The 13374-nt window shown below is 34.3% G+C and carries 8 protein-coding genes; 4 read left to right on the top strand and 4 right to left on the bottom strand.

Annotated elements, in window-relative coordinates:
* Positions 1-19: 19 nt before the first annotated feature.
* Positions 20-2443 (bottom strand): T9SS type A sorting domain-containing protein, encoded by a 2424-nt coding sequence (locus ASC72_RS04225; protein ID WP_157849258.1) that lies wholly within the window; start codon positions 2441-2443, stop codon positions 20-22.
* Between the two features lie 282 nt (positions 2444-2725).
* Between ASC72_RS04225 and ASC72_RS04220 the strand changes: the two genes are divergently transcribed.
* Complete coding sequence (locus tag ASC72_RS04220) at positions 2726-2953, top strand: DUF5808 domain-containing protein (RefSeq protein ID WP_056187289.1); 228 nt, start codon at positions 2726-2728, stop codon at positions 2951-2953.
* A gap of 1 nt (position 2954) precedes the next feature.
* Here ASC72_RS04220 and ASC72_RS04215 read toward each other — a convergent pair whose 3' ends face one another.
* Together ASC72_RS04215 and ASC72_RS04210 are read right to left on the bottom strand one after the other, a co-directional pair.
* The gene (locus ASC72_RS04215; protein WP_056187286.1) at positions 2955-5132 is read right to left on the bottom strand and encodes a TonB-dependent receptor domain-containing protein; all 2178 of its coding nucleotides are present in this window, start codon (positions 5130-5132) and stop codon (positions 2955-2957) included.
* Between the two features lie 115 nt (positions 5133-5247).
* A complete protein-coding gene (locus ASC72_RS04210) occupies positions 5248-6309 on the bottom strand; it encodes an AraC family transcriptional regulator (RefSeq protein ID WP_056187284.1) in 1062 nt (353 codons plus the stop codon).
* Between the two features lie 238 nt (positions 6310-6547).
* Here ASC72_RS04210 and ASC72_RS04205 point away from each other — a divergent pair, with 238 nt between their 5' ends.
* The 3 genes from ASC72_RS04205 to ASC72_RS04195 all read left to right on the top strand — a co-directional run bounded on the left by ASC72_RS04205 (position 6548) and on the right by ASC72_RS04195 (position 11947).
* Positions 6548-9979: a hypothetical protein gene (locus ASC72_RS04205; protein WP_056187282.1), complete on the top strand. Its 3432-nt coding sequence runs from the start codon at positions 6548-6550 to the stop codon at positions 9977-9979.
* 62 nt (positions 9980-10041) lie between these two features.
* A complete protein-coding gene (locus ASC72_RS04200) occupies positions 10042-10650 on the top strand; it encodes a hypothetical protein (protein ID WP_056187279.1) in 609 nt (202 codons plus the stop codon).
* A 226-nt stretch (positions 10651-10876) separates the two neighbouring features.
* Positions 10877-11947, top strand: coding sequence for a glycosyltransferase (locus ASC72_RS04195; protein WP_056187276.1), 1071 nt, complete (start codon positions 10877-10879; stop codon positions 11945-11947).
* Between the two features lie 2 nt (positions 11948-11949).
* Here the strand turns inward: ASC72_RS04195 and ASC72_RS04190 are convergent, their stop codons facing one another.
* Entirely contained in the window at positions 11950-13245 is a 1296-nt protein-coding gene (locus ASC72_RS04190; protein WP_056187468.1) for a porin, read from the bottom strand.
* Between the last annotated feature and the right edge of the window lie 129 nt (positions 13246-13374).

Genomic DNA, 13374 nt, shown 5'->3' with positions numbered 1-13374 from the left:
CAATTCAAAAAAGGTATTTTTATTTTATAATTTTTACAATACCTGATTTTCCGTTGCTGGTTTTTACTTTTACCAATAATATACCATGTTGATTTGATAAATCATTAGAGAACAATGTCACAGTATTATTTGAAACCGTATACATATCTTGCTTTATCAATTTCCCTAATAAATCATAAACCTGAATATTAACCAGAGTTCCGTTTGTATAATCAGGCAGTTCTAATACCACATAATCTTTCATTGGATTAGGATGCGCTTTTACAGAGAATATCTGAGTATCATTCTTAAATTCGTTATCAGAAATCCCAAGATTTACATCGCCGTCGGTATAAACAATTCCTCTTCCTACGGTACTCATATAAACCCTTCCAAAAGTATTCATATCACCAATTACAAAATTACCATTTCCTGTTCCGCCAAACTCATACGCATCATCATTTACACGAAGCCATGTAACGCCCTCATCAATAGAACGAAACACACCGGTAACTCCATTTACTGTTCCCCAAATATATATAGATGGATATGTTTTTCCAGGAGATGCTTTACCAATACCTACAGCTGATGCAGCTGTTACATTTGCTGAAGGAACAACAAAAGTCAGACCGCCATCAATTGAACGTTTTAAACCTCCACCATTCATTGCAATCCAGATGTGTCCTGCATTACCGGGAACAGTTCGAATTAATTTTGAACCCCCAGAACCAGCATTACCTCCAGAAACAAAATTAACTCCTCCATCAGTACTAATCATCATCAATCCTGTTGATTGATCATAAACATAAAACTTATTATTGGTTACATGATCAGAAAACGGGATTGCATCACTAACACTTATACCGTTACAGGTTGTCCATGTAGTTCCGTTATCAACAGAACGATATATACTTGTTGCACCGGAAGGACAATGCAAAATGGTATTACCATCATAAGACAAGGCTGCTCTGCCTTTTTGTCCCATTAAGGCCGCTGTAGTTTTGGTCCATGTCGCACCTTGATTTCCGGAATAATACATGAACTCTCCTAACCTCACAATTTTGTTTGTGTTTCCTGCAGCATACGAAATAGAAGTTGAAGTACCCATAGTCGGAGCATGTTGCGGAGCAAAAACAGTTACATCTGTATGTTTAAATCCGTCAAAATCGCCAATTACACTCATTAATGGACCAGATGGAATACTTATTAAATCTAAAGGAACTGATTCTTCAATACCGATTGCATCAAATTTCCAGGTAGTTTTAACTGCATTAATATCATCGCAAGTAAAAAGTCCGTTTCCTGAAACAATACTTGCCTGAGATGTATTTGTCGGGTTAAATTTAAAATCTGTTGCCCAGTGTATTGACTGACCGCTAACCCATGTACAGCCATTAGTTTCAAAAGAAAATCCGGAATTACCAACTAAATCTCTCCAATTAGTTCCTCCGTCTGTACTTACATAAAAATGATCACCATATACAGCTGTCCCCCCAGAAGTAGTATATTGGAACGACCATGTGTTTGTCGTTGAAGCGATTAATCGTTGTGGATTTGCCGGATCTACATCAATACCTCCAAACGGCCTTGTAACACCAGCTGGCGTAATGTCTGTAAAAATTCCTGTACTGCTTAATTTTGATATTTTCCCTTGGGTTCCATTCCAGGGTCCTTCCAGGTCAGCATAAGCAATCAATAAAGATCGATTTGAATCTAAAACAGCACGCTGCGGCATATAAGATGTTGTGGCTCCTGAAACAGCAGTCCAGCTAATTCCGCCATCAATACTTTTGTATAGATTAGAGGCTCCAACTTGTGAAACCCCGGCATAAATAGTTTGTGTTTTACCTCCTGAAACCGAAGCCGGATCTAAAACAACAAAACATACCCCATTTTCATTTGAAGTTGTCGTAACTGGAAAACCTGACAACTTATTCCAGGTCAAACCGGCATCAATACTTTGAAAAATACCATTGTTTCTGGTTCCGCAATAAATAATATTCGAATTATTTGGATCAACAGCTAAACGTTCACCATTCGAACGCCCCATACCATTACCGTGTGCTTTAAATTTAGAAGTCACTTCAATTTCAGTAAATGTATTTCCTTTATTTGTGGATTTTAAAATAGCCGTTTTTCCATTATTAAAATAACTGGTTCCAACCAATAAGTAAACCACATTATTATTTTGTGGATCTATTGCCAACGATTCAACGCCAAAATAACCAACCTGATCTATACTTAGCCAATCCAGCAAAGAGATCCATTTTTTATTAGCAGCATCCCATCTGTAAGCACCGCCAACATCAGTTCTGGCATATTTTAAATCTGCATCATTTTTACTGGTAATAATTCCAGATACAAAACCCCCTCCTCCTATCTGAACATTCTTCCATACATTTTGTGCTTTTCCTGACCAGGAAGCCAGAAGCAATAAAAAAAGTAAAAAATAGTTTTTCTTCATTTTAGTAATCATTTAAATTGTGGTTTAAGTAAATTCTTAGATCAAAAATATTCTCAATTGACTATCGAAAATATTCCATTTCAACTTGTGGTTAAATTGACAACAAGTATACATTTTTATTTTTTAAATAAAAAGAATATTCGAAAACGTAACAATTAAATATAATCATAAGTGCTGTTTACATTCCTAAAAAGAGTTATAGCTAAAAAATTTATAGAAGCATATTTCAAATATTAAATATGCATTGTTTTTAATTGTTTGTAAAACTTATATCTTTAAATAATGAAATACAATCAAGAACCATCCGAAGAAGAAAAAAACAACTGGCACAACGATCCTAAAAATTGGATCTGGGGTATCTTCTACTACAATCCGCAGGACAAAAGAATATTTCCTCCAAAACGAATAAAACAAATGGGCTGGACCATTAATTTTGGCAACCCAAACTCGGTTTTCTTTGCGGTAATATTAATACTTGTTTTACTTATACTGTCAAGATATATCGGGTAATTTACCTCGCCCTACTATTCTCAGTTTGCTCAATTTCTGATTTCTTGTAATTTGTTTTCTTCGAATTCCCAAAACTATAGGTGGCAGTAAATCTAAAGTAGTTAGTTGTATAAGTTCTATGATAATATATTTGAGTTTGCCCAACGTTATAATCTCCTGAAACCATAAAGTCATGAAAAATATCATTTGCAGTGAAATTAAGTTTTAGCGCCTCCTTAAAAAAATTCCTTTCAATTCCCAAGGCTACTGTAGATCGACTATTGTCGCTGCGCAATCCGTAACTTTTATCGCCAAGATACCAGGCAAGTAATTGAATTTTAAAAAGGTTTGGAATCGAAAATGTATTGTTAGAATACAAATATATTTGAGGTTTTACCGGTCCTGACACATATTCATAAACGTTATCAACAGCTTTCGTTAAATTCATACTTACAGTATTGGTCGAATTCCACCATTTGACTGTAAATGATTTTGAAAGTGAGGTAAAAAAAGTATGTTCTTTTTCTAAATTTAAGGATCTCAAGATATAACTATTGAGTGTATTACCTCTTAAAGCCGCACCACCAATGGGATCTGTTTTATAAGTATAACCTATTTTAAAATCAAACTTCCTGTACATAACACCAATTTCAAATGCATGAACTTTTTCCGGAAGTAAATTAGGATTCCCTTCGATAGTCGTAAACGGATCCTGATAAATAACATACGGATTTAACGCCTGATATCTTGGTCTCGTAATTGTGGAAACATAAGATGCGTGTGCTTTTAGATCATCCGAGAAATCGAAATTTAAAAGCAAGTTGGGGAAAATATTACCATAACTTTTACTGAATTTCTGAATTCCGTTTGCGTTTGTAAACAATTCATAATTGGTCCATTCACCTCGCGCGCCAACAGAAAAATTAACCTTTTCGCCAATCGAATTTCCGTAATTAAAATACACCGCGCCAATTTTTTCTTTATACGAAAAATCACTTGAGAGTTTGTCATCCAAAACAAAATTCATTTCTTCAGGACTTGCAATTAAAAAATCAGTTCCTGACTTTATAGTAGCGTAACTGTACTTCGCTCCTGTTTCGAGTTTTGTATTTTCATTATTTTTTTTAGAATAATCGGCCTGTGCCATAATTATATTTATACCATTCACAACATTATTCTTTAAATATCGCTCCGTATTTGCTTCATCAACCAAACTATTTTCATCAATAAAATCCTTTACAGTTCCATTATAATTCGAATATTGGGTTCCGATAAATAAGGACGAACCTTTAGTATCTGTAATAACATTATAATTTAAATTGATAAACTGATTGAGCAGAACATCATTTTTGGCAATATCCGTCGCATAAAAGTTAGTTCCGGCATTATCTTCAATTGAATTTCGGCTTTCTACAATGCCGCCTAAATCTTCGATATTTCCGCTGTAAGCCAAAGAAATATAATCTTTGTCTGAAAAAGCATATTGCAATCCAAATCCGAAATTAGAATGATTATTAAACTGACGTTTCCAGTCTGTTGTTAATTCTGATCTCATAAATTCATCGGGATTTGGACGCGTTCTTGTTGTAAATAAAAGTTCTCTCCCTTTTCCTAATTGCAATCCATAATTGGTTATAAAAGAAAATTTCCCTTTGGTATAATTAAAATCCAAAAGTGTATTTGTACTTGTTCCGGCAAATTCTGAAACAGTTACCTGCTGCGTTGCGGTTCCCATAATTCCGTTTTCGATATTTTTTTTGGTAATAATATTGACTACGGCTTTTCCTTCGGCATCATATTTTGACGACGGATTTGAAATTACTTCAATTTTCGAGATCTGCGAAACTGGGATTGCAGCAAACCTTTCGTAATTAATCAATATCCCGTTAAGGTAAATTATTGCCTCCCCTTTTCCGAGTACACTAATTTGCCCTTCAGCAAAAATCACATTCGGAACCCTGCCTAATAATTCATTTACAGAACTGCTTGTCGAAAGCAATGTGTTGGCCACGTTTACTTCTATTGTTCCGTTTGAAGAATACTTTACTAATGGCGTTTGTTTTTTAATGACAACCTCATTTAATTCATTATTCTTGTTTGCAACCTTATCTGAAATGGTTTGTGTCGTTTGTGCATTTGCTTTTGTTGAATACAAAAACAGGCAATAAATAGAGAAGAGAACTGAAACTAGGAATCTCATAAACTTTGGCGATTTAAAATTTGACTTTATCTGAAACAAAAGTCAATTCTTAATCACAAAATGAGGTAACCAAAAGAGAAATCAGGAGTACGAATTTATAAATTCACACTTCGTTTTATACTTGTAAAGCCTGAAGTTGATAATTTAGCGGCGTTGTTCCGGTATGTTTTTTAAAGGCTGAAAAGAAAGTCGATTTAGAATTAAAACCAACATCATAACCTACAGCTTCTAATGTAAATTTATCATTTGATGTAATGATTTTACAAGCTTCATTTATTCTGAATTCATTGACAAAACTGGTAAAATTCTTATTCAGATTATTATTTAAAAACTGTGATAATTGATGGCTTGAAATATTGAGTTCTTGTGATAAATCCTGCAAGCTTAAATTTGGGTTTTTATACAAACTTTTTGCATTCATTACATTTTCAAGTTTTTCAGATAAAATTGCTGCTTCTGCCGAATCTATTTTTTTACCAGAATATTTCTGATTATTCAAAAGAAACAAATCGTCTGTCTTTTTTCGGTATAAAAGAATCGAAATAATTAAATACAAAATAAAAGAAAAAACTACTGCTCCACTTATGTAAGTTGCTCCCGGAGCTCCCATTATTGACAGAAAATAGAAAAGAAATAATAAAAAATTACCTAGAAAAAGCATTCCAAACCAAGTTTCTGCCGGAGTTGCCTTGTGTCTTCTGCTTATGATTTTCACCAATATATCTTTGATTGCAAAACCTGAAAAAACAATGTAAACAAACCATTGCAAATAAATAATTCTTATAAAATAACCTCCCCAAAGTTTTGGGTAATGTTCATACGGAAAGATAACGCCAATATTAATAATAAGTATCGCCCAGAATAAAAGTGTGAATTTCCAGGATTTTGGCATTATATTGATTTCTTCAATTGCCGATTTAAGAAAATAATACAAACAAGGACCAATAAAAAAACAAGCCGTAAGCCCAAATTGTAAATACATTTTTGGCAAAGCCGAATCAAAGTATACAAATACAGATTTCCCAATTCGTATACTTAATGCGAATAAAAGCGCTCCCAGAAAATAATTAGTCAGGTATTTTTTCTTGGTAAAGAAGAAGAAATAAACTCCCAAAATAATTCCGTTGAAAACTCCCAAAGCACTAAAAAAGAATAAAAGTTCTTTGCCTGTATCCATGATTTAAGTTTATTTTATCAGGACAAAGCTATAAAAAAGATTGACGTACGCTGAGAATAAAATTTCAAAATATTACTGTCATAATTACAATTTCATTATTAATTGCTGCTATAGTCATTTTTATAAAATTTGCCAAATACAGCTGTAATCCCACTTATTAGCCAATAAAACTAAAATTTACCACCCCGCATTTCCCAATTATAAATACTACTTTTGGCTTTTTAGAGTTAAAGTATTTATGTTGAAAAAATTACTATTTTTAACGGTTATCCTCTGGTTTTCTGGACTTCACGCTCAGGAAACAGAATCATCGTACAAAACCAAAAAAGTAATTGCAACACGTGATACCATTCATCTGGAAGAATTCAGTATCAACTCCAGTTTTTTTCAGCTTTTAAATACCAAAAACGAAGCTATCGATTCGACCTTTTATAAAATCGATTTTCAAAAAGGAACTTTGCTTTTAAACGAAAAATTCACTTCAGGATCCGACACTTTAATTGTCAATTATTTAAAATACCCTGATTTTCTAACTAAAGAATATGGCCTTTATAAAGAAAGCCAGGTAGTGAGTAATGATGTTGGTACCGAGAAATTATACAAGATAGAAAATCAAAACACGAAAAAAGTTACTCCGTTTGATGGCTTAAATACTTCAGGAAGTATTACACGTGGCGTAACTGTCGGAAATAATCAGAATACGGTTTTAAACTCCAATTTAGATCTTCAGATTACTGGAAAAATATCGGATAAAGTGAGTCTGCGAGCTTCGCTTCAGGATAGTAATATTCCGTTGCAGGATGGTGGATATTCTCAAAAGCTGGATCAGTTCGATAATATATTTATGGAACTTTTTAGCGATGACTGGAACATTCGCGCAGGCGATGTCTTTTTAGAAAACAGAAAAACGCAATTTTTAAGTTTTAATAAAAAGGTTCAGGGTCTTTCAACCAATTTTAATTTTGGTACTGACGAAAACAAAACCAACGTTTTTGCATCGGTTGCCTTTGTAAAAGGACAATATGCCAAAAGTACTTTTACCGGACAGGAAGGCAATCAGGGGCCATACAAACTTAAAGGACAAAACGGTGAATTGTATGTTTTGGTTATTTCAGGTTCGGAGCGTGTTTATGTCAATGGTGTTTTACTGAAGCGTGGTGAAAACAACGATTATGTGATTGATTACAACGCCGGTGAAATCGTATTTACTTCTCTTTTCACCATTACTTCTGAAATGAGAATTAACGTCGAATATCAATATTCCGAACGAAATTATAATCGATTAGTTACCTACGCCGGCGCTACGCATGAAAGTAAAAACTGGAGTTTTGGCGGTTATTTATATTCTGAAAACGATTTAAAAAATCAGCCTTTACAACAAAATCTTTCGACAGATCAGGTACAGGTTTTAAGCCAGGCCGGAGATGATCCTGCATTAATGACTGCACCATCAGCCTATGTGGACAAATATGCCGACAACAAAATTTTGTATAAAAAGACGATTCTTAATTCGGTTGAAGTTTATGAATATTCCAGCGATCCCAATGAAGTATTGTACAATGTAAAATTCAGTCTCGTGGGGAATAATCTCGGAAACTACAACATTCAAAACAGTAATACGGTAGAACGGATTTTCGAATATATTGCTCCGGTAAATGGCATTCCGCAAGGAAATTATGAGCCTATCGTTCAATTGGTTGCACCAATAAAAATTCAGGTTGCCACTTTTTTAGGAAAATATAACCCAAACGATAAAACGGCTGTTGATTTTGAAATAGCTATGAGCAGCAACGATAAAAATTTATTTTCGAATATTGATGATGCTAATAACGATGGCCTTGCTCTTAAAACCAATATCAAAAAAAGACTTTTTACCCGAAACTGGACTTTAGACGGATTTGCCAATTACCAATTTGTGCAGGAAGATTTCAGATCTGTAGAGCGTTTGTATACTATTGAATTTAACCGTGACTGGAACTTAAATACCACTCTTTTTGGCAATCAAAGTCTTTTGGTTACCGGCTTAAATTTTAATTTGTTTGCCAAAAAGAAAACAGCAAACGTTGGTTTATTTACGTATCAATTCGAAAAATTAGATTATACTGAAAGTTACTCGGGAGCACGACATACCACGACGGCATTTTTCAAATTAAAAAAATGGACGATTGAAAATCAGGGTAGTTTTTTAAATTCTGATGCTACTACTTCAACTTCAAAATTTATTCGAAATCAGGCCAGAACCAAATATCATTTTGGAAAAAACTGGATTGGAGCAAGTTTTCAGGTTGAAGACAATCAGGAAAAAGATAAAGTAACCAATCAGTTTTCGGCCCTGAGCCAAAGATTTTCAGAATATGGCGCTTTTGTTGGTCGTGGAGACAGCACGAAAGTTTTTGTAGAATTAGGCTTTTTACAACGCCGCAACGATAGTTTACAAAATGGCTTATTACAACATGTAAACAATTCACAAACCTATTTTTTACGATCAAAATTAATTCAGAACAAAAAAACAGATTTAGCAGTTTATGCAAGTTACAGAACTTTGGATTTTACCGATATTTCCAGAAAAAATGAACCTTCATTAAATTCCAGAATTCTGTACAATGACCGTTTTTTAAATCAGTTAATGCAACTCGGAACCGCTTACGAAACGAGTTCAGGAACTATTGCGCAACAGGAATTTACTTATATTGAAGTTCCAACCGGTCAGGGGGTTTATACCTGGAACGATTATAACGGCAATGGGGTTCAGGAATTAGAAGAATTTGAAATCGCCCAATATTCAGATCAGGCACGATTTATCCGAATCTTTTTACCCAATCAGATTTACATTAAAACCAATCAAAATAAGTTTTCACAGTCTGTTGCCTTGAATCCTTTGCAATGGCAAAATGAAAAGGGCTTTAAAAAGTTTGCTTCTTATTTTTACAATCAGACTTCCTTTATAATGGATAGAAAAGTAAAAAGCGAAGGCGAACGATTAGAACTCAATCCGTTTGCTTCTTCTGAAGAAAATATTTTGGGATTAAATTCGAGTTTCAGGAACAGTTTATTTTATAATCGGGGGAAACAGAAACACTCGGTTACGTATTCTTATCTTGTCAATAAAGGAAAAAATTTACTTTCGGTAGGTTCGCAAACGGTCACAAACAATTCACATCAACTGCAATACACTCATTTGTATCAAAAAAGCTGGTTGTTTAATTTCTTTACCAAAACCATTAAAACCGATTTAGTTTCAGAAGATTTTGTGGAGAAAAATTATAATTTAAAAGGCTATCAAATTGCTCCAAAAATCAGTTATTTATTTTCAAAAAATACCAGTTTAGATTTCTTTTATGAATTTCAGAACAAAGAAAATCAAATTGGAAATTTAGAGACTTTACATCAAAACCGACTCGGAACATCATTTTCTTATGCCGGTGAAAAGAAAGTTACGGTGAACGGAGAGTTTTCTTTCTATGAAAATAAATTTGACGGAAATGAATTCTCCTCTGTAGGTTTTCAGATGCTCGAAGGACTTCAGGCCGGTCAGAACTTAGTGTGGAAATTGCTCTTGCAGAAAAATATCACGCAGTTTCTGGATGTGAATTTAAACTACCAGGGGCGTAAGAGTGAAAGTGGAGCAACAGTTCATACCGGAAATGTTCAGTTACGTGCTTATTTTTAATACTTTACAAAAACGTATAGATAAATTGTTTAATTTTAATTGAAATTTAAACTCTTAACCTCATGAAAAAATTATTTTTACTTTGTTTTCTGGTAGTTTTGTCGGGTAATTTTTACGCTCAGGAAACTGCAACAACAACCAAAGCCAAAAGCGAAGCAACGGCTAAAAAGAAAAAAGCAACAGCAGATAAAGCAGCTGCAGATGCCAAAAAAGAATCGGCTAAAGCTAAAAAGTCGGCAGATGACGCTACCAAAGCAGCATCAAAAGCGAAAAAAGAATCTGCAAGCGCAACTAAAAAATCAGCAGATAAAGAAGCTGCAAAAGCTAAAAAATCAGCAGATGACGCTACCAAAGCAGCATCAAAAGCGAAAAAAGAATCTGCAAGCGCAACTAAAAAATCAGCAGACAAAGAAGCTGCAAAAGCTAAAAGCAGTGCTGATAAAGCAAAAAGTAGTGCTGACAAAGCCAAAACTAGCGCAGATAAAGCTAAAAAGGATGCCGCTGCAACTAAAAAAAGCACCACTAAAACTTTAAAAGAAACGAATGAAAAAGCACCATCTGTTCCGGACAAAGTTACAGGAGAATACAATGGTAAAAAAGTATATACCGGACCGAGAGGTGGTAAATACTACATTAATAAAAACGGAAATAAAACCTATATTCAGGATTGAGAAGGTACTGAGGTGCTAAGACGCTAAGGCACTAAGGTTCAAAACATAAAACTTTGAAGCCGAACTTACGTTCGGCTTTTTATTTGTCAAGCCAAAAAAACTTAGTCCCGAAGCTTCGGGATAGCTCCTTAGCATCTCAGTACCTTAACTTAATAATTTAGTAATGTGTTCGAAATAGCATAAAAAACATATTTCTTTATCTTCGTTTTTAAAAAGCGTTAAACATATGAGCATTGACTATTCTGCGAACAAAACAATTTTAGTTGCTCCATTAAACTGGGGATTAGGCCACGCCACGAGATGTATCCCAATTATTAAAGCGCTTCAGGAAAATAATTTTATTCCAATTATCGCTTCTGATGGAGTTGCACTTGCTTTACTTCGAAAAGAATTTCCATACATACAAACCTTAGAATTACCCTCTTATCATATTGAATATGCTAAAAATGGCAAAAATTTCAAATGGAAACTAATTAAGAATTTGCCCAAAATGATTACCGCTATTTTGGACGAGAAAAAAATAGTGAATTCCTGGATTAAAAAACACGGAATAGACGGTATCATTTCTGATAATAGATTAGGAGTTTTTAGCAAAAAAATTCCATCTGTTTTTATGACACATCAATTGAATGTGATGACAGGAAATACGACTTGGTTTACCAGTAAATGGCATCAGCATATCATTAAAAAATATACAGAATGCTGGGTTCCTGATACCAATGAAGCAACCAATCTTACGGGCGATTTAGGACATTTGAAAACCAATCATCTGAATTTAAAGTATATTGGCCCTTTAAGCAGAATGCGCCAAAAGGAAATGCCAAAAGTATACGATTTGATGATCATTTTGTCCGGACCAGAACCTCAGCGTACTTATCTGGATGAGAAATTGCAGAAAGAGCTTATTAATTATAAAGGAAAAGTCGTTTTTGTTCAGGGAATTGTCGAAAAAACACAAACCAAATGGCAAGCCGGAAATGTGACGTATTATAATTTCATGAACTCAAAACAACTGGAACAAACTTTTAATGAAAGTGAATTTGTTCTCTGTCGTTCCGGATATACGACTGTGATGGATTTGGCAAAATTGGGCAAAAAAGCCTTTTTTATTCCGACTCCTGGTCAATATGAACAAGAGTATCTGGCGATAAAACTTCAGGAGGAAAATTTGGTACCGTATGCAATGCAAGACGACTTTACCATTGAAGATCTCTCCAAAGTAAAGTCGTTTAAAGGTTTGTCTCAATTTAATAATGAAATCGATTGGGACAAGTTATTTTCTGTTTTTGAAGACTAAGTTTAGAAATTAAACTGCGCTTGTAATCTTAGTAAATTTCCTTGTTGTCTGTTAATAGGGCGCGCGCTGTCTTCAAAAGTCCTGTCAGCGATAACGTACTCGGCTGTTAATTCGAAAGCTTTGATTGGCTGCCATTCGATACCAAATTCGTAATCTCTTACGACATAACTTCTGGCATCTTTTTCATATTTTTTTCCTCCGTCATAATATTGAAATTTGGCGAAAGGATAAATATGTTGCTTTTTTAAGTCCCATTTGTAGTTTAATAAAACATAACCTCCGTTCAAATCTGTTTCATCAACTGTGTTCGTTGCAGGATTATAACGTGGGCCTGTTCCAATATTATATTCAGTTTGAATACCGAAAGGTTTTGGGTACAAAACAAAAGTTGCCCCTATTCTTTGATCTTTCACATATTTTGGATCATTGACAATTACGCCAGTCGAAATTTCGTCTGTAAAAGCCCACTTTCCAGTATAAGCCTGAATGCCGGGCTCAATAATCTGACTTCCAATTACAAAAGGATAACTTACTCTTGCCACAACATTCAAATCTCTGTTTGCGTCAATTTTATTTGCGATTTGTCCATTATAAACTCCAAATCCAAAAACTCCATAATCGCCTGAGCCTTTGTAACCGTCTTTAACCAACATGGCAAAACGTTCTCTGATTTCTGCGGGAGCCCAATAAAAAATTATTCCCAAATCACGTTCATTTGCTATTGAACTGTTTATACCATCGGCTCGGTCTAAAGTTAAACGTTGTGAGCTAGACTGCATGTTTTCAAAACCATACGGAATTTTACTTTGCCCAATACGAACACGATATTCTCTTTTCTTATCAAAAGAAAGATCAAAATATAAGTCACGAATTTGCACAAAATTTTGAATTCCCGTAACCGGCGAACTGGCAAAATCAGGCTGGAAATAGAAGAAAACATTAGGATGAACCTGTCCAGAAAACACTAAACGTGCACGGCGAATAAAGAGTCCGTTATTTGCTTTTGCGTCTGGAGCCGTTGAGGTTGTTCCCCAAGATCTATCACATTGATCGCAGGTAATTTTATCATTCGTAGAAAACAAACCATTGTAACGAATTTGAGCATAACCCCTTAAAGAAATTTTATCATACCAATGTTCTTCGACTCCACCTCCAGATTTAGTTTCCGGTAGTTTTGCTTTATTGATAGAATCCAGAAGGCGAACTACTTCTTTTTTTACATCTTCTTTACTTAATTCCTGCGCATTTGAAACACAAGAAAATAGCAACAAAATTGCTAAAAGTTTTATTTTCATTATTTTCTTTTTCTTTGACACTAAATTTCGAGTGCAAAGATGTAACCATCTATGTTAAGAAATCATTAACAGGATGTTACCATTATAAGAAGATTTGTTTCGAAATAGTTAGGTAAATATTATTGAGTTCAA

Origin of the sequence: Flavobacterium sp. Root420, assembly GCF_001427905.1 — a bacterium.
Taxonomy (GTDB): domain Bacteria; phylum Bacteroidota; class Bacteroidia; order Flavobacteriales; family Flavobacteriaceae; genus Flavobacterium.
Note: the sequence above shows the minus strand (reverse complement) of the source record. Positions and strands in the feature narration are given on the sequence as shown.

Excerpts from the sequence above, each read along its gene's own strand:
- ASC72_RS04220 (WP_056187289.1), top strand. The coding sequence starts at position 2,726 with ATGAAATACAATCAAGAACCATCCGAAGAAGAAAAAAACAACTGGCAC.
- ASC72_RS04215 (WP_056187286.1), bottom strand. The coding sequence starts at position 5,132 with ATGAGATTCCTAGTTTCAGTTCTCTTCTCTATTTATTGCCTGTTTTTG.
- ASC72_RS04210 (WP_056187284.1), bottom strand. The coding sequence starts at position 6,309 with ATGGATACAGGCAAAGAACTTTTATTCTTTTTTAGTGCTTTGGGAGTT.
- ASC72_RS04195 (WP_056187276.1), top strand. The coding sequence starts at position 10,877 with ATGAGCATTGACTATTCTGCGAACAAAACAATTTTAGTTGCTCCATTA.
- ASC72_RS04205 (WP_056187282.1), top strand. The coding sequence starts at position 6,548 with ATGTTGAAAAAATTACTATTTTTAACGGTTATCCTCTGGTTTTCTGGA.
- ASC72_RS04200 (WP_056187279.1), top strand. The coding sequence starts at position 10,042 with ATGAAAAAATTATTTTTACTTTGTTTTCTGGTAGTTTTGTCGGGTAAT.
- ASC72_RS04225 (WP_157849258.1), bottom strand. The coding sequence starts at position 2,443 with ATGAAGAAAAACTATTTTTTACTTTTTTTATTGCTTCTGGCTTCCTGG.